The following is a 23018-nucleotide window of genomic DNA, read 5'->3' as shown; positions in this document are numbered from 1 at the left end:
GTGCATGCATCGATCAGCCTCCAACAGAATTTCGCTCCGTGTTCACGAGGTTTGCCATGGCTGACTACAAAGCGCCACTGCGCGATATGCGCTTCGTCCTCAATGAAGTCTTCGAGGTTTCAAAGCTCTGGGCTCAACTGCCCGAGCTGGCCGAAACAGTCGACGCTGAAACGGTCGAAGCCATTCTCGAAGAAGCCGGTAAAGTGACCAGCAAGACCATTGCGCCGCTGAGCCGTAACGGTGACGAGGAGGGCTGTCACTGGAAGGACACCGTCGTCACCACACCTGCAGGTTTCCCCGAGGCCTATAAGACCTACGCTGAGGGCGGCTGGGTCGGTGTAGGCGGCAATCCCGAGTTTGGCGGCATGGGCATGCCCAAGGTGGTGTCGGCCCAGGTCGAAGAGATGCTCAACTCTGCCAGCCTGGCGTTCGGTCTGTACGCGATGCTCACGTCCGGCGCCTGCGTATCGATAGACACCCACGCCAGCGAAGCGCTCAAGACCAAATTTCTGCCCAATATGTATTCAGGCGTCTGGGCCGGTTCGATGTGCCTGACCGAGGCCCACGCAGGTACTGACCTGGGCATCATTCGCACCCGGGCCGAACCGCAGGCTGACGGTGCCTACAAGATCACCGGCAGCAAGATTTTCATCACCGGCGGCGAACACGACCTGACCGAAAACATCATTCATCTGGTCTTGGCCAAGCTGCCGGATGCACCGCCTGGGCCGAAAGGCATTTCGCTGTTTCTGGTGCCCAAGTTCATGGTCGGCGACGACGGCAGCCTTGGCGAGCGCAACACCGTCAGCTGTGGCTCGATCGAGCACAAGATGGGCATCCAGGCGTCTGCAACGTGTGTGATGAACTTCGACGCCGCCACTGGTTACCTGATCGGCGAACCGAACAAAGGGCTGGCGGCGATGTTCACGATGATGAACTACGAGCGCCTCGGCGTCGGTATCCAGGGCCTGGCCTCTGGCGTGCGCTCTTATCAGGCCGCCGTCGAGTATGCGCAGGACCGTCTGCAGAGCCGTGCCCCGACCGGTGCGCAGAACAAGGACAAGGCTGCTGACCCGATCATCGTCCATCCTGACGTGCGTCGCATGCTCCTGACCATGAAGGCGTTCAACGAAGGCGGTCGGGCGTTTTCCAGCTACGTAGCCCTGCAACTGGATATCGCCAAGTTCAGCGAAGACGATATCGCGCGCAAGCGTGCCGATGATCTGGTGGCGCTGTTGACCCCGGTCGCCAAGGCGTTCCTGAGTGATATCGGTCTGGAAACCACCGTGCATGGCCAGCAGGTTTTCGGCGGCCACGGTTACATCCGCGAGTGGGGCCAGGAGCAACTAGTGCGTGACGTGCGCATCACGCAGATCTACGAGGGCACCAACGGCATTCAGGCGCTGGACCTGGTGGGACGCAAGATCGTCGGTTCGAACGGCGCGTTCTATCAGTTGTTTTCGGATGAAGTGCGCCAGTTCATCAATGGCGCAAATAGCGCACTCAACGAGTTCACCCAGCCGCTGGCAAAAGCCTTGAACATGCTGGATGAGCTGACTGGCTGGGTGCTGGACCGCTCGCGCGGCAACCCCAATGAAATCGGCGCTGCATCCGTGGAGTATCTGCATCTGTTTGGTTACACCGCCTACGCCTACATGTGGGCGATGATGGCCAAGGCAGCGCTCGGTAAAGAGCAGCAGGAGGAGTTCTATGCGAGCAAGCTGGGCACCGCACGCTTCTACTTCGCGCGCCTGCTGCCACGTATCCACTCGCTGGATGCTTCGGTGCGTGCTGGCAGCGAATCGCTGTTCCTGCTGGAGGCGTCACAATTCTGACTTGAAAAAGTCGTGTAAGCATTAACTTACACGACGTAGTGCACATTGGCCTCTTCCCAAAAAAGGGATCCAAAGTTAATCTTCACCCATGGACGTAGCGCAGGACGCGCAACAAGACATAACAGGGACACGTAGGGAAGCCTGCCAGGACGGTGGGGTGAAAGGGAAATCAGGGAAACAGTCTGGAAAGCCCCGCTTAGGCGGGGTTTTCTTTGTCTGCGTTTTAACGATTCGGTTTTCCCTGCCCGCAGAATTCTGTCTTGCGCATGCACTACCCATGCGTGTGGCAGTCATCTCCCGAGAAAGAATAATGGCGTCGTGCCAGAGCCGGTTGAACCCTCACCGACGGCAAGGGTCGATTAGCTGTATGGCCAATCAGAGCCAATTCAATCAGGAGCTTTCCATGGACATCATTCGTATCATTTTCGCCATTCTGCTGCCCCCGGTAGGCGTGTTCATGCAAGTAGGCTTTGCCGGCGCTTTTTGGCTGAATATCCTGCTGACCCTGCTGGGTTACATCCCGGGAATCATCCACGCGATCTACATCATCGTCTCGCGTAAGTAAGACCTTGTCGCACTCGTTGATCGTTCCCTGCTGCGGGAACGATCACACGGCTTGATCAGGCATCAAGCACCTCCCGATAAAAACGCCATTCCTTCTCCAGAGCATCTGCCAGGTTACTTGCCTTGCGGAATCCATGATGCTCATCTGCGTAGAAGTGCGCTTCAGTCTTGATACCGTTGTCTTGCAGGGCTTTGAGCATGGCCCGGGTCTGTTCGGGCACTACCACGGCATCCAGCTCGCCTTGAAAGAAAATCACCGGCACCTTGATTCTGTCTGCGTGCAGCAGCGGCGTTCGGTCCTGGTAGCGCTCGATGTCCTTGTCCGGGTCGCCGATCAGCCAGTCCAGGTAATCGCCCTCGAATTTATGCGTGACCCTGGCCAGCGCCACCGGGTCGCTGACGCCATACAGACTGGCCCCTGCACGAAACACATCCTTGAAGGCCAATGCACAAAGCGTGGTGTAACCGCCTGCGCTGCCGCCGCGAATGAAGGCCTGTCCTTGGTCAATCAGGCCACGCCCCGCCAGATGCGTGACAACCGCACAGGCGTCTTCCACGTCCGCCACGCCCCATGTCAGGTGCAGGCCTTGCCGGTAGACGCGACCGTAGCCGCTGCTGCCGCGATAATTGAGGTCTGCCACGGCGAAGCCGCGGTGTGTCCAGTATTGAATACGCGGGTCCAGCACCGGGTAGCAGGCGGAAGTCGGGCCGCCGTGGATGAACACCACCAGTGGCGGCTTTTGCGCGCCGGTCATGGCCGGGTAGAAATAGCCGTAGGCCTCGGCTCCACCGCTGGGATAACGCAGCGGCTGAGGGCGGCTGATCAGTTCGGGCGGCAGCGGCGAGCCTCCCCCGGCAAGCACCTGCACACCGGCGTCATGGCGAGAAATAGCCAGTACGGCAGATGTGCTCACCGCGGATGCCGCGATGCAATAGACGAACTCTTCGTCAATGGCGAGGCTGCGAAAGCGGCTGTAACCAACGCTGAAATCCTCGACGCTGCCGTCAGCCTGACAAAGCCCCAGAACACTGGAGCCGTCTTCGATCCAGCTCGCCAGATAGCCATCGTTGATCGGCAGCCAGGTGCAGCTGCCCAGTTGCCAAGGCGCGGAAGCGTGATCGGCCGGGCTGGCGGGCAGCGGCGCAAACCCTGAAGGCGATTCACCCCACGGCTGCCAGAAGCCCGCGCGGTCAGTCAGGCAATACAGCCGCCCGTGGGCATCGAAGCGCGGTTGTTGCAGTGACTCTTGCGCGCCGTCGCCTGCAACACACTGCGCAGTGCCCCAGTGGCCGTCGTCTTGTCTCGCTGCACACATCAACCTGGTGCTGGTCCACGGCTGATGCGGGCGTTGCCATTCGATCCAGGCCAAGCGTTTGCCGTCGGCGCTGATTATCGGCGCTGCGTAGAAGTCAGCACCTTCTGCCAGCAATCGGCGCTGCCCGTCAGCCAGATCGATAGCGACCAGCCGATGGGTATTGTGGTCTTCTTCAACGGCGAGAATCTGACCACCGCTGAAGAACAGGCCGCCATAACGCTTGTCGCCCTCCGTCAGCGCAACCGGCGCGCTGGGGTCCAGCGCCTGGCGGTACAATTGCTGGTCGCGCTCATTGACGAACACTAGCGCGTCGTCGGCCAGACAGAACGAACCACCACCGTATTCATACACCCGGCTGCGCACGCTGAAGCCTTGTGGCGTCAGGCAGCGCTTGCTGTTCGCGTACCAGTGCCAGATACGACAGGCGCCGTCTTCGGGGCGGTATTCGTTCCAGAAAAGGCCCGCCGAGCTGACATCCAGTTCGGCGAAGTCGACGCCTGCGGCAACCGCTTGTGCGGCGCTCAGGCGTTCAGGAGGATTTTGCGATGAGTCGTGAGTTTCGGTCATTACGAAAGGCCAGCTCTTCAATGGTTTGAGTAGCGGTTTCGGACTCGTCACGAGCCTGAGTGATGATCCCGTGGTGATAGGATTTGCTGCACACCGGGTCGGCATTGGCGGCGTCGCCGGTCAGCATGAAGGCCTGGCAGCGACAACCGCCGAAGTCCTTTTCCTTCTCGTCACACGAACGGCACGGCTCGGGCATCCAGTCGTAACCGCGAAAGCGATTGAAGCCGAACGAGTCGTACCAGATGTGCTGCATGCTGTGGTCGCGCACGTTGGGGAACTGGATCGGCATCTGCCGTGCGCCGTGGCAGGGCAGTGCGGTGCCATCTGGTGTCACGGTCAGGAAGATATTGCCCCAGCCGTTCATGCACGCCTTGGGACGCTCTTCGTAATAATCAGGCGTGACGAAAATCAGCTTGCACGGATGATTCTCTGCCTCCAGCCGGGCGCGGTACTCGTTGGTAACGGCTTCGGCACGGACCAGTTGATCCTTGGTCGGCAGTAGGCCGAGGCGATTCAGGTGTGCCCAGCCATAGAACTGACAGGTTGCCAGTTCGACGAAGTCCGCTTCAAGCGCCAGACAAAGCTCGATGATCTTGTCGATGCGGTCGATGTTGTGCCGATGGGTGACGAAATTCAGCACCATCGGGTAGCCGTGCTTTTTGACGGCCTTGGCCATCTCCAGTTTTTGCGCGAAGGCTTTTTTCGAGCCGGCGAGCATGTTGTTGACCTGCTCGTCGCTGGCCTGAAAGCTGATCTGGATGTGGTCCAGGCCTGCTTCCTTGAAGGCGATGATCTTTTCTTCTGTCAGGCCGATGCCCGAGGTGATCAGGTTGGTGTAGAAACCCAGACGCCGGGCTTCGGCGATCAACTCGGCAAGGTCCTGGCGCACCAGCGGCTCGCCGCCGGAAAAACCGATCTGCGCCGCCCCCATTTCCCGCGCTTCCTGCATGACCTTGAACCACTGCTCGGTGGTCAGCTCCTGGCCCTGTTTGGCAAAATCCAGCGGGTTGGAGCAATACGGGCATTGCAATGGGCAGCGATAGGTCAGCTCGGCGAGCAGCCACAATGGCAGCCCGACCTCGGGAGTGGGCGGTATGTACGGGGTGTTGGTGACGGGGGCAATGTCAGACAAGATCGATCCAGTTTTTCTTCTTGGCGCCTTCCATGAACTCGTCGACGTCCATGCCCAGTTCGGGAACATTGGGGAACTGCTGCTGAAGCTCATGAATGATGGCGGTGATGGTGCGCTTGCCATCGATCAGCCCGCCAATCAGTGCCGCGCTCTCGTTAAGTTTGATCATGCCTTCAGGGTAGAGCACCACATGCGCCTTTTGCGCAGGCTCGTACTGAAAGCGATAGCCTTGATGCCATTTGGGTGTCAACGCTCGGAACTGCGGATCGTGCTTCATAGCGTAATCCCCTTATGCCAGACCTTTTGGTCTGTAACGCTGTGATACGGCGGGCGGTTCAGCTCGTAGGCCATGGACATCGCATCGAGCATGCTCCACAGGATATCGAGCTTGAACTGCAGGATTTCCAGCATGCGCTGCTGGCCTTCATATGTAGTGTAGTGCTGTAACGTGATGGCGAGGCCGTGTTCCACGTCGCGTCGGGCCTGGCCCAGGCGTGTGCGGAAATACTCGTAGCCGGCCGGGTCGATCCACGGGTAATGCTGCGGCCAGCTGTCTAGGCGCGATTGGTGGATCTGCGGCGCGAACAGTTCGGTCAGCGAGCTGCTGGCCGCTTCCTGCCAGTTGGCGCGGCGGGCGAAGTTCACGTAGGCGTCGACGGCAAAACGCACGCCTGGCAGCACCAGTTCCTGCGAGCGCAGTTGGTCCGGGTCCAGCCCCACGGCCTGGCCTAGGCGCAGCCAGGCCTCGATGCCGCCGTCTTCGCCGGGAGCACCGTCATGGTCAAGCAAGCGCTGAATCCACTCGCGACGGATCTCGCGATCCGGACAGTTGGCCAGAATCGCCGCGTCCTTGAGCGGAATGTTCACCTGATAGTAGAAGCGGTTGGCGACCCAGCCCTGAATCTGCTCGCGGGTCGCGCGGCCCTCGTACATCGCCACATGGAACGGGTGGTAGATGTGGTAATAGGCGCCCTTGGCGCGCAAGGCCTGTTCGAATTCGGCGGGGGACAGCGCAGTCGATTCGCTCATGTCAGCTCCTAAAGCTCGATGCTCATGCCGTCGAAGGCCACTTCGACGTTGCGACGAACCAGCTCCGCGCGTTCCGGGGAGTCTTCGTCGAGAATCGGGTTGGTGTTGTTGATATGGATAAGCACCTTGCGCTGCTCGGGGAAGCCTTCGAGCACTTCCAGCATGCCGCCGGGGCCGTTCTGCGCCAGATGGCCCATTTCCCTGCCGGTTCGCGTGCCGACGCCACGGCGCTGCATTTCGTCGTCATCCCACATTGTGCCGTCGACCAGCAGGCAGTCGGCATCACGCATTTTCTCGGCCAGCGCCTCATCGACCTTGCCCAGGCCCGGCGCGTAGAACAGCTTGCCGCCGGTGCGGGTGTCTTCGACCAGCAGGCCGATGTTGTCGCCCGGATGCGGGTCGAAACGGTGCGGCGAATACGGTGGCGCGGCGCTGCGCAGCGGGAAGGGCGTGAAGCGCAGGTTCGGGCAGGCAGGGATCACGAAGCTGCCTTGCAGCTCAATACGGTTCCAGTTCAGGCCGCCGTTCCAGTGCTTGAGCATTTCGAACAGCGGGAAGCCGGTGCTCAGGTCTTCATGGACCATGTCGGTACACCAGACCTGATGCGGGCAGCCTTCACGCAGGCTGAGCAGGCCGGTGGTGTGGTCGATCTGGCTGTCCATCAGCACAATGGCGCTAATGCCGGTGTCGCGCAAGGCGCGCCCGGGCTGCATCGGCGCAAAGCCCTGCAATTGCGCGCGAATGTCCGGTGAGGCGTTGCACAGCACCCAGTTGATACCGTCGTCGGACAGCGCAATCGACGACTGGGTCCGCGCATGGGCACGCAGGCTGCCGTCGCGAAAACCTGCGCAATTGACGCAGTTGCAGTTCCACTGGGGGAATCCACCGCCAGCAGCAGAACCTAGAATCTGGATGTACATGACAGCTCCTGGCACACGTTCTGAAATAAAAAACAGCCACAACCATAAAAAAAGCCCCGGCGAACCGAGGCTTCACAGCGTACTGAAATCAACGGCTTGCGAAGTACATGGTGACTTCAAAACCGATACGCAGATCAGTGTAAGCAGGTTTAGTCCACGACATAAAAATCTCCTCGGATAAGTGCTGCGGTTGGTGACTACATCTTAGTGCATCGCTGAAGGCATACGTTCAGATAGTTAGGGAGCTATGTTACTCAATTTAACAATTGCGCAGGACTGGAATCTGCAGGAAAGACCATTACCGTTCAGGTAAGGATAGCGGGATGGCCGCGCTGGCAGGGCGATTGGCCACGATCAGCCAGCCGCCAGTGGCATTGGTCAGTTGCTCCGCAGCAGCGAGTAACGAGTGTGTATCCAGATTTGACAGAGCACATTGTAACGCCTGCGAGTGGCTACCCTGATGCCCGGCAAGATGCGCTTGCCACTGCATGTCTGCCTGCTGCTGGTCCGGCATGCTCGACGGCTCGAATTGGGCTGAAAGGGCTTTTATCTGCTCAGGCACATCTGCATCGTGAATCTGCTCGGGCAAGCTGCCGATGAACGCCTCAATGTGCTGAAAAAGCTGCGCTGCTTCGCAGGAGGGCGATTGAACGCCAAACAGTAGCCCGGTCCGTCCGCTGATCTGCCTGATGCCACTGAACACGGCGTAACCCAATTGCAGCTCGACCCGCAGCAGCTGGTAGAAGGGCGCTTGTGATACGTGTGCGAGCAGCCGCCAGTCAGCTTCATCTGCAATGGAGGCCGTAGGGGCCGGGCAAAACACCAGCACCGCGTCTTCCGACGAGGACGACGCTTCAGTCGCCCAGCGCTTGCCAGGGCGAGTGGCGGGCAGCGTTGGTGAGTCTGGTTGCCGAACGCCCGGTGCTGCTTTCAATGTGGCGTCTATCAGGGGCTGGCTGGCAGCACACAAGCCACTCGCGAAGCTGATCCAGCGCGAAGCCGCCCATACGCTCGGCAGATCGCCAACCGTCAGTTGCGGTTCGCTGCTCAGGTAATGATCGGCAAGCTGTTTGAGCAACTGACGAATCGGAATCAACTCAGGCTCGTCGCCTGCCAGCGATGCGGGCTCAGGGTGCTGCAAGCGATGCAGGGCGTGTTCGATAACCGCAACCATCGGCTCGCGCAGGCCGTTCAGTTGAAGCTGCCAATAAGGCCCGTAAGCACTGAACGTCAGGGCCACACCAGCCTGACGTGCGTCTTCGATCAATGGCTTTAGCCCTGCATCGAGCATCCGCCAGAGGGCTGGCTGCGGGGAGGGCAGTTCCCAACGCAGATAAAACGCGGCTTCATCGCTGTTATTGATTACCGTACCGAGAAACGGATTCGGCGCTGGCAAACGCCAATTGACCTGCTCAATGCTGTGATGGTCGGAAATGGCGAAGCTGACCAGCGCGTCGGGCGTGAAGTGTTCAAGCAGCACGCGCAATGCCTCTTTGCCTTGCTCGCTTAACTGTGCAGGCGTCTTGCGACAGTAATGATGTGCCAGCGCCAACGCACCGAGCATGTGCAGGCGGCGCTGTTCGAGGCGTTGATATTGCTCGACCAGCACCGGCCAGTGAGCCTTGAAAAAATCGAGCCAGCTGAAAAACAGGCTGTTGAGGGTGAGAGTGTTCGTGAGGGCATCTTTCAATTCGATATCCAGCAAGAGCTGCCCGCCGAACTGGTACAGCGGTGCGGCTTTCAGGGAGCTGGCACAGCCCCTGTCGGCCAGCTCGGCAATCAGTCCGCCCGGCTGAGCTGCATTAAGCCAGTGACAGAAGAACGCCACCGCTTCGTCAGACTTTTCCGGCAAGTCCTCAAAGGCAAACAGCAGGTGGTTTTGCTCGTCAGCCTTTGGACGACTGGCAATCAGCGGTGGGGGCGGTTGCTGTATGACCTTCACACCACTGGCGAACATTGCGCCATGGTTGATTGCCAGCGTTTCCAGCTCGGCGATTGGTAGCGGCCCACTCAGGCACAGGGTCATCTGTCCGGCCTGATAGAAGCATCGATAAAAGTCCTGCAACGCTTGCTGAAAAGCCGGGTTGGGCACTGACAGGCTGTAACGATTGCCCGCATGAAAGCCGCGCAGTGGATGCTGTGGATTGATCGGTGCCAGCCGGCGCGCCTGATCGCGTGCTGCGCTATCGCCGACCCAGGCGATGAACTCGGCGTGCAGCACTTCGCGCTCGCGCAGTTGATCGGCCATGGTCATGCGCGGACGGGCGAGCATGTCGCACAGTCGCTCCAGCCCTTGGGCAAAGACCGCCTGCGGCAGCTCAAAGAAGAAGTCAGTGGTGCGTTCGCGTGTGCTGGCATTGATCTGACCGCCATGACGCTGCACGAACGTCATCAGGTTTTCGCTGGCAGGGAAGCGCTCGGTGCCGAGGAACAACAGATGCTCCAGAAAATGCGCCAGCCCGGGCCAGGCCTGCGGCGCATCATGGCTGCCCGCCGCTACGCGCAATGAAGCTGCGCAGCGCTTGAGGCGCGGTTCGTGACACAGCACCACATTCAGGCCGTTGGCCAGCGTTAGGCGTTTGATGTCAGAGGAAGGCGGGGCAGGCATGAGGGTGTCCACGGCGGCAGGGAATGCAAAGCATCATGCTAGCGGATAACCGGCGAAGTTCGCGAGCATGGCTGAACCAAGGCAGGACGCGGAGCATCCAGAACTGCATGCCGACGCGGAGCGTCGCACGATAATCGAGATTGTCACTCCAGTGTAGGAGCGCCGAGCGTGACGCCTCGGGATCAAGTCAGCGACGTATACAGCCCCGGTCGACGATCGACGAAATAGTCGTTCACCGTCCTGGCCTGGGCCAGCAATGCCTTGTCCAGCGTCCCCACCAGCAAGCCTTCGTCCTGACCTGCCAGCAGCGGGCGGCTGCCGTCCGGTGCGCAGAGGCTACTGAGCCCGCAGTAACGAATCGCGCCTTCGCTGCCGCAATAGTTGGCGTACACCACGTAGCAGTGGTTCTCGAACGCTCGCGCCCGTACGGTCACTTCACAGACAAAGTCGTAAGGCAGCATGTTCGCGGTCGGCACCAGAATCAGTTCGGCCCCTGCCAGCGCAAGCCGACGGGTATTTTCAGGGAACTCCACGTCGTAGCAAATCAGCATGCCCAGCCGCCAGCCGTTCAATTCGACCACCGGGTAATGATCCTCGCCTGCTGCGAACATCGACCTGTCCAGCTCACTGAACAGATGGGTCTTGCGGTAGTTGCACAGACGTGTGCGCTGGCTGTCGATCAACTGCACGGCGTTGTAGATCTGCTGATCAGGCCCGCGCTCCGGGTAGCCGTACAGAATCGCAATGCCGCTGGCTTGCGCGATGGCGGCAATGCGCGCCGCTGCCGGACCGTCCTGCGATTGCGCCAGTTCACTGACTGCCAGGGCTCCGATGTTGTAGCCAGTCAGGAACATTTCCGGGCAGATGAGCAGCTGTGCCCCTTGCTCTGCGGCAGTCTGGGCCTGGTGTTCCAGACGCGTCAGGTTGCCGCTTATATCCAGCGGCAACGGCGAGCATTGATACAGCGCAATGCGCATGGGGGTTTCCTTCTGTCAGTCGCCTAGTGCAATCGGGCCGATTTCATGAAACACGTCCCCGGGGCCGGGGTTCTCGGCGTGAGTCTTGCCGCCGAAGTGGTTCATGATGCCCCACACGGCGTTGAGCGATGTCTGCACTGCGCCTTCAACCCAGGCCGGTGTCCAGGATACATCGTCACCGGCGATGAACATGCCGCGCTGTTCGCTGGGCATGTCCTGCTGCATGAAGTGCGCGTACATGCGCTGGTTATAGCGGTAATGGCCCGGCAGCGCACCTTTGAAGGCACCCAGGAAGTGCGGGTCGGCCTCCCAGGAAACGGTGATCGGGTCGCCGATGATGCGCGCCGCGATGTCCACTTTCGGATAGATCTTCTTCAGCGCATCAAGCGCCAGCTTCACACGCTTCTCGATAGGCTGCGGCAGCATCTTCAGCGCATCGCTCATCCACGAGTAAGACAGGCAGATCACGCCCGGCTTATCGTCGCCGTTATCGAACAGGTACGTGCCACGGGTCAGGCGGTCGGTGAGGGTCATGCTCATCAGGTCGCGACCGGTTTCCGGGTCCTTGTCTTTCCAGAACGGACGGTCGACCATCACGAACGTCTTCGAGGATTGCATGTAGCGTGTGCGATCCAGGGCCATCCACATCTTCTGCGAAAACAACGATTCTTCGCACTCGATCTGCGTGGTCAGCAGCCAGCTCTGGCAGGTGGTCAGCACGGCGGCGTATTGCCGGGTGTCGCCCCAGTTGTCAGTCACGGAAAAGCTTCCGTCCTCGGCCCGAGCAATACGTTTTACGCCAGGACGCGGTGCGCCACGGTGCAGCGAAGACAGGCTGGTGCCCTTGGGCCAGTGTGCGCAACGCTCGGGCACGTGGCTCCACAAACCGACCGGCACCTGCTGCACGCCGCCGACGATCAGGTGCTGGTGCTCATCGCAATTGGTCATCACCACGCGGAAGATTTCCAGCATCGAGTTGGGGAAATCCGAGTCCCAGCCGCCGGTGCCGAAGCCTACCTGACCGAACACCTCGCGATGATAGAAAGACAGTTTGGCGAAGGCCTTGGACGTCGCGACGAAATCGTAGAAGGTGCGGTCGTCCCACAGCGGCACCAGCTTGTTCCACAGCTCTTTGAGGCGCGGCACATCACGGTCACGGATAGCCTGCTGGATGTCACCGAACTGCGAGCCGCTTTCCAGTGCGTCGGCCCAGGCGTCGGCCACTTCCTGAAACAGCGCCGGCAGATCCGAGAGCATTTGTGCGTAATAGGTGGTGCCTTCCAGGTCGATGACGGTGCTGCCGGAAGCGGCGGTCAGCGGGTTAGGAAAGGGCCTGGACTCAAGGCCCAGTTTGTCGACGTAATGAAAGAATGCGGTCGATGACACCGGAAAACGCATGCCGCCCAGTTCGGCAACGATGCCTTTGGCACCTTCAAACTCTTGCGAACGCAACCGCCCACCCATCTTGGAGGCTTCGTACACCACTGGTTTGAGGCCCATCTTCATCAGCTCGTAGGCCGCCACCAGCCCGGCGATACCAGCACCGATAATCGCCACTTCCGCGCCATGATTTTCAGCCGGGATACTGCCCAGGCCTTTCGGGTGTTCGATCCAGTCATCGAAGGCGAAGGGGAAGTCGGGGCCGAACATGGTGATCGGCTTTTTGCCGTTGGCAGGGTGACGGTTGTTCTTCATGACGGACCTTGATGGGCAACGGCGAAAAACAACAGTCTAGAGAAGGGTGAGCACGTACATAAGACGCAAAGTGTCGTCGTTATGCTGTTTATTTATGCGAAGTGACGAAAATTTTGGTCATATTGTATGGTTCTGTCCAGCCACGGCTTGCTTATACCGGTTGCCCGCGGTCGATCTTGCTGCTGAGGATGATCGATGTCGTGGTCTTCTCGACACCATCCACGCTGCCGATCAGGTCCAGTAGCTGGTCCAATTGCTCGGGAGAGTCCGTGCGCAGCCAGGCGACATAATCGAACTCGCCACTCACCGCACAGAGTTGCTGAACCTGCGCCATGGCGCTGAGTCGGCGCAGCACTTCCTTGCCCGAACGGGGTTGCACGGTGATGCCGACATACGCCTGCAATCCGCCACTGACCACTCGCTGGCCAAGGCGCACGCCATAGCCGGTAATCACCTTGCTGCTTTCCAGGCGTGCCAGCCGGGAGGTAACGGTGGTGCGGGCGATGCCCAGTTGACGGGCGAGCATGGCGACGCTTTCGCGGGCATTGATTTGCAGCGCTGCGATCAACTGTCGATCAATTTCGTCCAGCACGGGCGGGCGGGTATCGGGCACGGGTATTTCCTTAAAACTTCCAGCGTTTAGCGGTCTTGGCCAGGCGTGCCTGGAGCCCGTCCAGGTTCTGTGCCAGTTGCTGAGTCATCAAGTGATAGCCCATCAACTCGGCTGGAATGACCGGCTGCGCGGGAGCGCTTTCTGATGTGCGTACCAGACGCTCGGTTGCGCCGGTTTGCAGCGCGCGAGCCATGCCGATCAACTGACGACGGATCTGCCGGTAATCGTTATCCAGCGAAGTCTTCAACGACTCGCCCGCCACTTTATCCAGATCGGCGGGGCGAATATTGGCAAGAATTTCCAGGGTGCTCAGGCACATGCGGAAATGGCCTTGAATGGCGTCCAGTTCGACCATGGACATCTTCACTTCCTTGGAAACCGACGGCAGCAGTGAGCGCAATTGCAGCATCGTGGCGTTGAGCCTGGCGGTCAGCTTGAGATGCTCGTCTGCGGTCACCGGCTGGCCTTGCACGATGCGTCCATAGACCTTGGCGCAATCACGCAAGCCACTGGCCAGGTTGTAGCGCCAGGAAAACACGGCATACAGCGGCAGGGCGAAGGAGAAGGCCAGCGCCAGCGCGATACCGATCAAAATATCTACGGTGCGCCACAACCCGTCACTGATCGGGTTGTAGCCATGACCGGCCACGATAAACAGCGTTATCGCCGACAGCAGCGCCGTGTAACCGCCTTTGCCGATAGCGTGATAGGCAAAAAAACCGCACAGCACCGACATCATCGCGTAGGTCAGCAACGGCATTTCCAGATAGCCCTGCTGGACCACCACGATCAGGCCAAGACCAGCTCCGATCAACGTTCCGTAGGCGCGCTCGACTGACTTTTTGCCGATATTGCCGTGGTGCTGCAAACCGCCGATGACGATCAGCATCGTCACCGACGCCCACTCGCCATGAGGCAGATTGAGGCCCGTGGTCAACAGAATCGTTACCAGCAAGCCCACCGCAATCCGCGCCGCGTGGATCAGCCGCGCATGCCGATAACGGCGATACGGGTCCAGCAGCGGACGCAGAACAGGGCGAAGCCAGGAAGGTATGAAAGCAGAGCGCGAATTCGTCATGCGTTAAGAGACCGCGAGGGTAGGGAAGAGATTCCCTGATTGGATGATGGCAGGTCTCAGTAAGCCACATTTTGAGAGGAGATGGGTGGTGTATGTTGGTGATCAGTGAACATGACATCGTGGATTCAAGCGGTAGGAATCACGATCTGAATTCAGTAAGGATGAAATCCAGCACTTTTTAAGATGCCTTTATATGAGGCTTTATGGTCATTAATGTGTACTTTCATGATCTATTATCTACAGGTTCAAGCCTGCAAACGTGCTACTTTGTGATTCCTTGAACACCCGCGCCTGCTCGCTGGTAACTGCTCATGAAAGCTTTTTTCCCCGTTCAATGCAGCGACACGCTGTTGCGGATTGCCCTGCTGGTAAAGCAGGCCCGGCTACAACAGGGCGTTCGGCAAGTGGATCTTGCCGAGCGGCTGGGCATTTCGCTGCGTACATTTCGACGCATCGAAGCAGGCAGCGCAGACGGCGTATCGCTGCGCGACTTCATGCTGGTGGTCTGGGGGCTGGGTGTGTCAGAGCGCTTGTTTCAGGGGCTGCGAGACGACGAGTCGTTTAGCGTCGAACAGCTTGAAGCGGCCGACCGCAAGCGCGTTCGCCTGCCCAGAAGCAAGCCGTAGGACTTCTGATGGCTCAGGCCTACATTTATATGGAGTGTCCTGTGTGCAGAGTTGGACGCTACGGTCGATGCTACCAGTGCCGCGCGCTTGAAGGGCCAGTAGCCCCCTCAGATTCTGCAGCCCTTATGGCAAGGGCCGATTGATCTGGTAGCGAGTGCTGCGGCCGCCGCCGGGCAGACGAGTCAGGCAGTTTCTGCCAAGCAGATCACTTAAATGCCGGGTCGCCGTGGCCTTGGAGACTTTCGCTACCGCTTGATACTGCGCGGCGCTCAGACCTTCTTCAAAGCCCCGCTCGCCGCCATCAAGCAGTCGATTCAACACCTTGACCTGCTCGGCGGACAAGCCGTCACCATTGTGCAACTGCCAGAATCGCGTCTTGGCCAACACCCGTTCGATACGAACCAGGGCATGCTCAATGCTGTTCAGCAATGTGCGCAAAAACCATTCCAGCCACTCGGTGATATCGGTTGTACGTTTCTGGCTGGTTTCCAGAACATGGTAATACCCGGCGCGGTCATCGAGGATGCTGGCAGACATGGAAAACAGCCGAATAGCTTGTTGATCGCCCTGAGTCAGCGTCAGGTCAGTCAGCGCCCGCGTCAGGCGACCATTACCGTCGTCAAATGGATGCAGCGTCACAAACCAGAAATGTGCGATGCCGGCACGCACGAATGGATCTAGCCCCGGATCATTTTGACTGGCGGCAAACCAGTCGAGGAAGTCGTCCAGTTGTTGCGCAAGCACCGCGCGCGGTGGTGCTTCGAAATGCACGACCGGTCTATCAAGTCTCCCGGAGACCACCTGCATGGGCTCGTCGCTACGCAACTGGCCTGCCATGATGCGAGCGGATACAAAGCTGTCTTCTGCCGGGAACAGCCAGCGATGCCAGGTGTACAGGCGTTGCAGGTCAAGCGGTTGATCGTGCCTGCGTGTGGCGTCCAGCATCAGCTCTGCCAACCCCTCGCTGCGGGGGTTTTGTTTACCGTTATTGGCAATACCCAGACGACGCGCCAACGAAGACCTGACAGAGCCCACATTCAGTCGCTCGCCTTCGATGGCAGACGAGGTAACAATATTCTGCAACAGGGTGTCCACGCCCTCGCGCATTTCGGCATCGCCACTCACTACGCCGCTCATTCCCAGCAGGCGACCTTGAGCTTTAGCGCACGCTCGTATCAAGGGCGCGATGCGTTCATCGCTCCAGTTGAAGTGGGGCCAGTCCGGCTGCTGCCAGATCCAGAGATGTTCGGACATTGGATATGCCTTTGAGGTGAGCCGAATACGGGTTTAATCGGCTCATAAGGTGAGCCGATTGTGCTGGCTATTCGGCTCACCGTCCAGACGTTGTTTCGGGCCAAAAAAATTCAACTACCGTTCGTCCGCCTTCATAGTGGTTCACTTGCTGGCGCAATGGAACCGTATCAGCCTTCCCGACACTTAGGACGGCACAGCATCGCTCCTTGTGGGCAATCTGATGAGATCCCGGGCGCAATGCCCCGGTCATCACTAATGGCCAAGCGGAGTTTATCTTCAATGAAAAAAAGTATTTCCCTGCTCACGACGTTGTTTTTCTGCCATGGCGCATTGGCAGGAACGATGCTCGATGAACAGAGCATTACTTCGTACGTCGACAGTCACAGTGCCGAGCAGGTCGCGTTGCTTGAAAAACTGGTGAACATCAACAGCGGCACGGACAACGTGGACGGTGTGGTCAAGGTCGGTGATCTGATGAAGGCAGAGTTGGAAGCACTGGGCTTCGATACCCGTTGGCACGAGCTGCCCGCAGGGATGAACCATGCGGGTAGCCTTGTCGCGGTGCATGACGGTAACAAGTCTGCGAAACGAATCCTGCTGATAGGCCATCTGGACACGGTGTTTCCGGCCACCAGCAAGTTTCAGGAGTATTCGTTGATAGATGGCGGCAAAAAAGCCAAAGGCCCCGGAGTGATCGACGATAAGGGCGGCCTGGTCACCATTCTTTACGCCTTGCAGGCGCTGAAGCATAGCGGCGCATTGCAGGACATGAATATCTCTGTGGTCCTGGTTGGTGACGAAGAGCTGGCGGCCAAGCCGACTGAAATTTCCAGAGAATGGCTGATTGCCGAAGCCAAAAGAAGCGACATAGCACTGGGCTTTGAATTCGCCTTGTCGCCCAATCAGTTGATCACCGAGCGCAGAGGGTTGAGCGAATGGTTTCTGACCAGTACCGGCATAGACAAACACTCAGCGACTATTTTTCAGCCTGAAACCGGTTTCGGTGCGGTGTACGAGTCGGCCCGGGTACTTGACGAAATTCGCTCCAAACTCTCCGGAGAGCAAGGCTTGACCATTAACCCAGGGCTCATTCTGGGCGGCGCCACAGCCCAGGAAGATGTGCCCAGCGGACAAGGCACTGCCTCGGGGAGAAAAACCACAATTGCCAGAATAGCGTCCGTGCACGGCGACTTGCGGTTCAGCAGTGAAGAACAGCGAAGCTCTGCCGAAGCCCGTTTGCAGGAAATAGCCAGTCACTCGCTGGCACAGACCCATAGCGATTTGAAGATCAAGGCAATCATGCCGGTCATGGTTGATCGCGAAAGTAATCGCAAACTTCTGCAAGCCTACAGCAAGGTCAGCCAGGACCTTGATGGACCTGCACTGGAATCGGCTCCGTCAGCGGAAAGAGGCGGTGCCGATATTTCCTATGTGAACAAATATGTAACGGCGAGCCTGGACGGTCTTGGCGCGTGGGGGCAGGGTGCCCACAGCGAGAATGAAACCATCGATCTGAGTTCGCTGCCCGTGGTGACCAAACGCGCCGCGCTGTTCATCAGCCGCTATGGCAAATAGCTGCTCTTCAGTCGGGCGCTGAGCCCTGTCTGGCTTGAAGGGCACAAGGACGGCGGCAGCACTTGATGCGTGTTGCCGTCCTCAAGGTTTTTACCACTGAAAGATCCACTCCTTCCCTAGCTCACGTCACCGAAGTTCTCTTTCGAATGGAGCACTTTAAACGGTGCGCGCCATCCGTTTAAACGATTCTTGCGTGCAGTCATAGAACTGAAAAAGCGCGCAGATCATTGTCTCGACAGGCACCTCTTGCCTTCGCTGCATCGTTCAAGATTCGTACAGCCAGTCTTTGCCATATTCGCTTTGCCAGCCTGTTCTTTCACTGCGGTGAGAGCTGCAGCGCTCCAGCCAAAATGTATCAAAACAGAAATATCGTGGACACCTTGTCACCACAAAATGCACGCCACTCGCTGATGGACCGGCTCTGACCCCATAACCAGAAATCTCAGGCATCTCCTTCAGACGAGCGAATATTTGCTGCCATGAATAACCTGAACCTGCTGCAGACCTGCCAGAACGAACAATCGGCGGACGTGATTTACGGTCCGATTCAACCTGAACTGCTACGCGAGGAAGTGCTGGCCGATTTGCTGGAAGCCAGCGCCCGGCGCAATCCGCAGCAAGTGGCGCTGATCTTCGGCGAGCACCGGATCAGTTATGGGGAGCTGGACCGGCAGGCTGATCAGGTGGCTTCTGCGCTGATCAAGGCTGGCGTAAGGCCTGGGCACATCGTTGGTCTGTGGCTGCCGCGAGGCATCGAGCTTCTGGTGATGCAGGCCGGTATCGCCAAGGCGGGTGCCGCCTGGTTGCCTCTGGATCAGGACACGCCCGTTGAGCGTCTGCAGATATGCCTGGACGATGCCAGCGCAGTGGGGCTGGTGTCCTGTAATGCGCTGAGCCCGTTGCTGGCTGGTAGCGGTCTGAACGTGTGGACGGCCGAAGCGCTGCTGACACCGACCGACGCAGCGTTGGTGCGCCGCAGTGGTGTGCTTCCCGATCATCCCGCGTACGTGATCTACACCTCCGGTTCCACCGGCAAGCCCAAGGGCATCCTGATTTCCCAGCGCAGCATCTGCCATTTCCTGCGCAGCGAAAACGCGGTACTCGGTATCCGCTCCAGCGACCGGGTTTATCAGGGCTTTTCCGTGGCATTCGACATGTCATTCGAGGAAATCTGGATTGCCTATCTGGTGGGCGCAACGTTGTGGATAGGCCCGAAGGAAACCAGCGGAGACCCTGAAACCCTGCCACGTCTGCTGAACGAGCAGCGCATCAGCGTTTTGCACGCGGTGCCTACTTTGCTGGCGCTGTTCAGCGAAGACGTTCCCGGCCTGCGCGTGATCAATCTGGGCGGCGAGATGTGCCCTGAGTCGCTGGTCGACCGCTGGGCAACGCCGAACCGGCAAATGTTCAACACCTATGGGCCCACCGAAGCCACTGTATCGGCGAGTCTGGCGCGGTTGTCGCGTGGTCGCCCGGTCTCGATTGGTACGCCGCTCCCCAATTATGGTCTGTTGGTAATCGCCAATGACCCAGCGGTCGGCAGCAGCCTGGCACCCAGCCTGCTGCCCCGTGGCGAAGTCGGCGAACTGTGCATCATCGGCCCCGGTCTGGCTGAAGGTTATCTGGGCAGACCGGATCTGACCCAGGAGAAATTCCTGCCTAACCCGTGGTCCACCGGCTATCACGATGCGCGCCTGTACCGGACCGGCGACCTCGCACGGATCGACGATGAAGGGCAAGTACAATGCCTGGGACGTGCCGATGATCAGGTGAAAATTCGTGGCTTTCGCGTCGAACTGGGCGAGATTGAAGCGCTGTTGGCGCAACAACCCGGTGTAGGTACTGTCGCAGTCCTGTTGCGCAACGAGGGTGGCGTTGATCAGTTGGTTGCTTATCTGGTTTGCGACACATCGACGGATTCCACATTCACCAGCCAGCTGCGCAAGGCCTTGCAGGCCCGGTTACCGTCGTACATGGTGCCGGGGCATTTCGAGCTGCTCGACAGCATGCCGCGCCTCACGTCCGGAAAAATCGACCGCAAAACACTCAAGGCCCGCCCGTTGACGGTTGATGCCGCGGGTGCTGACGCAGAGTCCGACGTGGCTGAAACTGAAGGCGAAATCGCACTGTTTGCTGCGTTGGCCACACTCTTTCCAGGCATGCCGATCCGCCGCAATGCGGACTTTTTCACCGATCTGGGCGGGCATTCCTTCTTTGCCGCTCGTTTGGCCTCGGCCTTGCGTGCGAATCCTCGCTTTGCACAAATCACTGTGCGCGACATTTACCAGCAACGCCGTATCGGCGCGATTGCCGAAGTGCTGGATCAAGCTCCACAAGAGATGGCTGCCCCGGTTGACTGGACGCCTCCGTCCGCGTGGCGTCGCTGGCGCTGCGGCGTGGCTCAGGCCCTGGCATTGCCGGTAATGGTCAGCCTGCGAATGACCCAGTGGCTCGCGCCGTTCTTTACCTACCACTTGCTTACCGGTTCGCCTGACGACTCTGTGGCTTTGGCGACTCTGGCTTCTATCTCGGTGTTTCTGATTGCCACCGTTCTGCAGTTTTTCATCGCGTGGGCGGCCAAATGGCTGATCGTTGGTCGCCTGAAGCCTGGAATATACCCATTGTGGGGCGTCACTTACTTTCGCTGGTGGGCCGCCGACCGTATGGTCGAGTCGGCACCGACTTACCTGTTGAGTGGTTCTTCGCTTTATCCCCTGTGGCTGCGCGCCCTGGGAGCAAAGATCGGTGAGGAAGTGATTATCGGCGGGGCCACAATGCGGGCCCACGACCTGCTGGAAATCGGTGACGGGGTCAGCGTCGGCAACGGCGTGAGCTTCGAGAACGCACGCGTCGAGCGGGGTCAGCTGCATCTGGGACGTATCGCCTTGCAGGACAATGCCTGTGTGGGTTCTTACGTGATCATGGAAGGCAATACCGCTATCGGTCCGTGGGGGCATCTTGAGGCGCAATCGGCCATGGCCGACGGCCGGCAGGTTCCGGCTGGGCGTATCTGGCAGGGCTCACCTGCGCGTGATGTCGGCGCGTTCGATACGCTCAGTCAGCCTGCGCGGCCCATGGCAAGTCGTGCGCGCTTGCGTGCAGAAAAACTGTTCTTTGCCCTCGGTATTCTGTCGGTTGCCACGCTGTTCTTCATTCCGGTCTTCCCTACTTTTTTCCTGATCGACTGGTTCGATACCCGGCACGTGTTGCCGTGGTTTGAGGGCAGCGGGGCAGCGGGGCAATTGGCTCGCTATTTCATACTCGCGTTTCCGGCCAGTGCGGTGCTGATCGTCGCGACTGTTCTGGCGTCTGCGGCATTGCGCTGGATCGTCTTTCCACGTCTCAAGCCGGGTCGCTATGCGGTACACAGCAATACCTACTGCGCCAAGTGGCTGATCAGCCAGATTCAGGAAGCGAGCCTCAACGTGCTGTCCGGCATCTACGCCACGGTGTATTCGCCCTTCTGGTATCGACTGTTGGGTGCGAAAGTAGGGCGCGACGCCGAGATTTCCAGCGCCCAGGGCGTCATTCCGGACATGCTGACCCTGGGTGATGAAACCTTTATCGCCGATGCGGTGATGCTGGGCGATGAGCGTATCGATGGCGGCTGGATGACCATGCAACCCACAGTCGTATCCAATCGCAGCTTTGTCGGCAACGGCGGTTACATTTCAGATGGCACGGTGCTGCCAGAAAACGTCCTGATCGGCGTCCACTCCTGTGCACCGGATAACAGCAAGATGGCCGATGGCGACACCTGGCTGGGCTCGCCGCCAATTCACCTGCCAGCCCGCGAGCAGGTAAGCGGTGCTCCGGAATCGCTGACCTTCAAGCCCTCGCCATTGCGTCGTCTGGCCCGAGGTCTGGTCGAAGGTGTACGCATCGTCACTCCGCACGCAGTGGTGATTGCGGTTGGCTATACGGTGATGCTTGACCTGATGCCACTCGCCGACCAAGAGCGCTGGGGTGCCGTGCTGGCTTACCTTGCCGTAATCGGCCTGGCTTACAGCGTGGGTAACTTTCTGTTGATTGCAGCCTTGAAGTGGCTGGTCATGGGGCGCTATCGCAAACGCGCGGACCCTATGTGGACGCCATTCGTATGGCTCTCGGAAGGCATCACCAGTCTCTATGAAGGCATGGCCGCACCAAACTTCATGCGCTACCTGCGCGGTACTCCGTGGCTGCCGCTGGCCTTCAACCTGCTCGGCTGCAAGATTGGCCGAGGGGTGTACATGGACACCACCGACATCACCGAATTCGACTGCGTCAGCATCGGCGCAGACAGCGAACTGAATGCCGGTGCCTGCCCGCAAACACACCTGTTTGAAGACCGGGTGATGAAAATCGACCACGTCATCATCGGCGAACGGGTGTACATGGGGCCACGCAGCGCCGTGCTCTACAGCGCCGTAGTCGGCAACGATGCGCACCTTGGCCCACTGACCCTGGTGATGAAAGGCGAACACATCCCCGCGTGCAGCCGCTGGGCCGGCTGCCCTGCGGCACCTGACAAAGCATGAGGCCCGGAGCGAGCTGGACATTTGATGAAAATGGCCAGCTTGCCCCTCCCAAGTCTTTCCCGAACCACGGTGTATTGCTGGTCAGTTGCGTCACCAGGCCTGGCTCTGCAAGAGATGACGCGAGAAACCGCATTCGGACCTGCGCGCGTATAGCCGTGGGGCAGTGGCTCGAATTGCCCCCGGACGCGATCACGTTCATCAGCGCTCCAGGTGTTGCACCGCGATTGATGATCGACGGCCTGCCGGAGCCCGGTTTTTCCATCAGCCACGAAGCTGGATTCTCTCTGGCTGCGGTCAATCTCAACGGAGCGGTGGGTGTGGACTTGATGCAGGTCCAGCCTGTACCGGACTGGCAGGTTGTTGCGCGGGATTATCTCGGGCCAGATGTAGGTGCGCGACTGCGGGATGTTTCCGAGACGATGCGCCCGGTCGCGTTTGCCAGGGCCTGGTGTGAGCGAGAAGCGTTTTTGAAACTGCATGGGCGTGAGTTGGGGGAGTGGGCAGAGGTGGGGCAGTTGGAGGGCGTGGGCATCGAGGTTGAATTGGGGACGAATGTGGTTGGGATGGTGGCTTTGAAATGGCCTCGATGTGTAGCTCAGAGCCGTCAGGTCGGGACTGTCAGCCGGTGCCGCGACTCAAAGCCCCGTTCACACATCAGTTTGATTTATTCAAAGGTTAGGTATACGTTACATTTCATCTGATTTGTTAT

At 59.2% G+C, this 23018-nt stretch carries 18 protein-coding genes; 6 read left to right on the top strand and 12 right to left on the bottom strand.

Annotated features, from left to right (window positions below; genetic code table 11):
- Positions 1-56: 56 nt before the first annotated feature.
- Both AO068_RS22945 and AO068_RS26220 read left to right on the top strand, forming a co-directional pair.
- Positions 57-1835 carry an acyl-CoA dehydrogenase C-terminal domain-containing protein gene (locus tag AO068_RS22945; RefSeq protein ID WP_058409540.1) on the top strand — a complete coding sequence of 593 codons (1779 nt, stop codon included), beginning with the start codon at positions 57-59 and terminating at the stop codon, positions 1833-1835.
- A 403-nt stretch (positions 1836-2238) separates the two neighbouring features.
- Positions 2239-2400 (top strand): YqaE/Pmp3 family membrane protein, encoded by a 162-nt coding sequence (locus AO068_RS26220; RefSeq protein WP_002555565.1) that lies wholly within the window; start codon positions 2239-2241, stop codon positions 2398-2400.
- A 55-nt stretch (positions 2401-2455) separates the two neighbouring features.
- Here AO068_RS26220 and AO068_RS22940 read toward each other — a convergent pair whose 3' ends face one another.
- The 11 genes from AO068_RS22940 to AO068_RS22895 form a co-directional block, all read right to left on the bottom strand.
- Positions 2456-4282, bottom strand: a complete 1827-nt coding sequence (locus AO068_RS22940) for a S9 family peptidase (protein ID WP_058409539.1) — start codon at positions 4280-4282, stop codon at positions 2456-2458.
- Positions 4245-5414, bottom strand: coding sequence for a pyrroloquinoline quinone biosynthesis protein PqqE (pqqE, locus tag AO068_RS22935; RefSeq protein ID WP_058409538.1), 1170 nt, complete (start codon positions 5412-5414; stop codon positions 4245-4247). The genes AO068_RS22940 and pqqE overlap by 38 nt, the downstream gene beginning before the upstream one ends.
- Positions 5407-5691: a pyrroloquinoline quinone biosynthesis peptide chaperone PqqD gene (gene pqqD / locus AO068_RS22930; protein ID WP_005744034.1), complete on the bottom strand. Its 285-nt coding sequence runs from the start codon at positions 5689-5691 to the stop codon at positions 5407-5409. Before pqqD ends, pqqE begins: the two co-directional genes overlap by 8 nt.
- Positions 5688-6443 (bottom strand): pyrroloquinoline-quinone synthase PqqC, encoded by a 756-nt coding sequence (gene pqqC / locus AO068_RS22925; protein WP_054076639.1) that lies wholly within the window; start codon positions 6441-6443, stop codon positions 5688-5690. The genes pqqD and pqqC overlap by 4 nt, the downstream gene beginning before the upstream one ends.
- Positions 6444-6451: 8 nt before the next feature.
- Complete coding sequence (gene pqqB, locus AO068_RS22920) at positions 6452-7363, bottom strand: pyrroloquinoline quinone biosynthesis protein PqqB (protein WP_058401010.1); 912 nt, start codon at positions 7361-7363, stop codon at positions 6452-6454.
- Between the two features lie 88 nt (positions 7364-7451).
- On the bottom strand, positions 7452-7526 hold the full coding sequence (pqqA, locus tag AO068_RS27505) for a pyrroloquinoline quinone precursor peptide PqqA (protein ID WP_003422658.1): 75 nt from the start codon (positions 7524-7526) through the stop codon (positions 7452-7454).
- Between the two features lie 135 nt (positions 7527-7661).
- Positions 7662-9971, bottom strand: coding sequence for a pyrroloquinoline quinone biosynthesis protein PqqF (gene pqqF / locus AO068_RS22915; RefSeq protein WP_058409537.1), 2310 nt, complete (start codon positions 9969-9971; stop codon positions 7662-7664).
- A 182-nt stretch (positions 9972-10153) separates the two neighbouring features.
- A complete protein-coding gene (locus tag AO068_RS22910) occupies positions 10154-10948 on the bottom strand; it encodes a carbon-nitrogen hydrolase family protein (RefSeq protein WP_058409536.1) in 795 nt (264 codons plus the stop codon).
- 15 nt (positions 10949-10963) lie between these two features.
- Positions 10964-12643 carry a flavin monoamine oxidase family protein gene (locus AO068_RS22905; protein ID WP_005735082.1) on the bottom strand — a complete coding sequence of 560 codons (1680 nt, stop codon included), beginning with the start codon at positions 12641-12643 and terminating at the stop codon, positions 10964-10966.
- Between the two features lie 151 nt (positions 12644-12794).
- On the bottom strand, positions 12795-13256 hold the full coding sequence (locus tag AO068_RS22900; RefSeq protein ID WP_002555556.1) for an Lrp/AsnC family transcriptional regulator: 462 nt from the start codon (positions 13254-13256) through the stop codon (positions 12795-12797).
- A gap of 10 nt (positions 13257-13266) precedes the next feature.
- On the bottom strand, positions 13267-14334 hold the full coding sequence (locus AO068_RS22895) for an FUSC family protein (RefSeq protein WP_058401007.1): 1068 nt from the start codon (positions 14332-14334) through the stop codon (positions 13267-13269).
- A gap of 311 nt (positions 14335-14645) precedes the next feature.
- On the opposite strand from AO068_RS22895, the gene AO068_RS22890 reads away from it, so the two are divergent.
- Entirely contained in the window at positions 14646-14960 is a 315-nt protein-coding gene (locus AO068_RS22890) for a helix-turn-helix domain-containing protein (protein WP_057403187.1), read from the top strand.
- Positions 14961-15083: 123 nt separating this feature from the next.
- On the opposite strand, the gene AO068_RS22885 is transcribed toward AO068_RS22890, so the two are convergent.
- Positions 15084-16214: a Fic family protein gene (locus AO068_RS22885; protein ID WP_058409535.1), complete on the bottom strand. Its 1131-nt coding sequence runs from the start codon at positions 16212-16214 to the stop codon at positions 15084-15086.
- A gap of 279 nt (positions 16215-16493) precedes the next feature.
- On the opposite strand from AO068_RS22885, the gene AO068_RS22880 reads away from it, so the two are divergent.
- The 3 genes from AO068_RS22880 (at position 16494) to AO068_RS22870 (ending at position 23010) form a co-directional block, all read left to right on the top strand.
- A complete protein-coding gene (locus AO068_RS22880) occupies positions 16494-17789 on the top strand; it encodes a M20 family metallopeptidase (protein WP_058401005.1) in 1296 nt (431 codons plus the stop codon).
- A 479-nt stretch (positions 17790-18268) separates the two neighbouring features.
- The gene (locus tag AO068_RS22875; protein WP_058409534.1) at positions 18269-22309 is read left to right on the top strand and encodes a Pls/PosA family non-ribosomal peptide synthetase; all 4041 of its coding nucleotides are present in this window, start codon (positions 18269-18271) and stop codon (positions 22307-22309) included.
- Entirely contained in the window at positions 22306-23010 is a 705-nt protein-coding gene (locus AO068_RS22870; protein WP_058409533.1) for a 4'-phosphopantetheinyl transferase family protein, read from the top strand. The genes AO068_RS22875 and AO068_RS22870 overlap by 4 nt, the downstream gene beginning before the upstream one ends.
- The last annotated feature ends 8 nt before the right edge of the window (positions 23011-23018 follow it).

The sequence above is a fragment of the Pseudomonas sp. ICMP 3272 genome (assembly GCF_001466905.1).
GTDB lineage: Bacteria > Pseudomonadota > Gammaproteobacteria > Pseudomonadales > Pseudomonadaceae > Aquipseudomonas > Aquipseudomonas amygdali.
This window is presented reverse-complemented; position numbering and strand designations above follow the sequence as displayed.

Bases quoted from the DNA above. Each gene is read 5' to 3' on its own strand.
- AO068_RS22910 (WP_058409536.1), bottom strand. From the start codon at position 10,948: ATGCGCATTGCGCTGTATCAATGCTCGCCGTTGCCGCTGGATATAAGC.
- AO068_RS22875 (WP_058409534.1), top strand. From the start codon at position 18,269: ATGAATAACCTGAACCTGCTGCAGACCTGCCAGAACGAACAATCGGCG.
- pqqB (WP_058401010.1), bottom strand. From the start codon at position 7,363: ATGTACATCCAGATTCTAGGTTCTGCTGCTGGCGGTGGATTCCCCCAG.
- AO068_RS22940 (WP_058409539.1), bottom strand. From the start codon at position 4,282: ATGACCGAAACTCACGACTCATCGCAAAATCCTCCTGAACGCCTGAGC.
- AO068_RS22945 (WP_058409540.1), top strand. From the start codon at position 57: ATGGCTGACTACAAAGCGCCACTGCGCGATATGCGCTTCGTCCTCAAT.
- pqqD (WP_005744034.1), bottom strand. From the start codon at position 5,691: ATGAAGCACGATCCGCAGTTCCGAGCGTTGACACCCAAATGGCATCAA.
- AO068_RS22880 (WP_058401005.1), top strand. From the start codon at position 16,494: ATGAAAAAAAGTATTTCCCTGCTCACGACGTTGTTTTTCTGCCATGGC.
- pqqC (WP_054076639.1), bottom strand. From the start codon at position 6,443: ATGAGCGAATCGACTGCGCTGTCCCCCGCCGAATTCGAACAGGCCTTG.
- AO068_RS22895 (WP_058401007.1), bottom strand. From the start codon at position 14,334: ATGACGAATTCGCGCTCTGCTTTCATACCTTCCTGGCTTCGCCCTGTT.
- AO068_RS22890 (WP_057403187.1), top strand. From the start codon at position 14,646: ATGAAAGCTTTTTTCCCCGTTCAATGCAGCGACACGCTGTTGCGGATT.
- pqqF (WP_058409537.1), bottom strand. From the start codon at position 9,971: ATGCCTGCCCCGCCTTCCTCTGACATCAAACGCCTAACGCTGGCCAAC.
- AO068_RS22885 (WP_058409535.1), bottom strand. From the start codon at position 16,214: ATGTCCGAACATCTCTGGATCTGGCAGCAGCCGGACTGGCCCCACTTC.
- AO068_RS22905 (WP_005735082.1), bottom strand. From the start codon at position 12,643: ATGAAGAACAACCGTCACCCTGCCAACGGCAAAAAGCCGATCACCATG.
- AO068_RS22870 (WP_058409533.1), top strand. From the start codon at position 22,306: ATGAGGCCCGGAGCGAGCTGGACATTTGATGAAAATGGCCAGCTTGCC.
- AO068_RS26220 (WP_002555565.1), top strand. From the start codon at position 2,239: ATGGACATCATTCGTATCATTTTCGCCATTCTGCTGCCCCCGGTAGGC.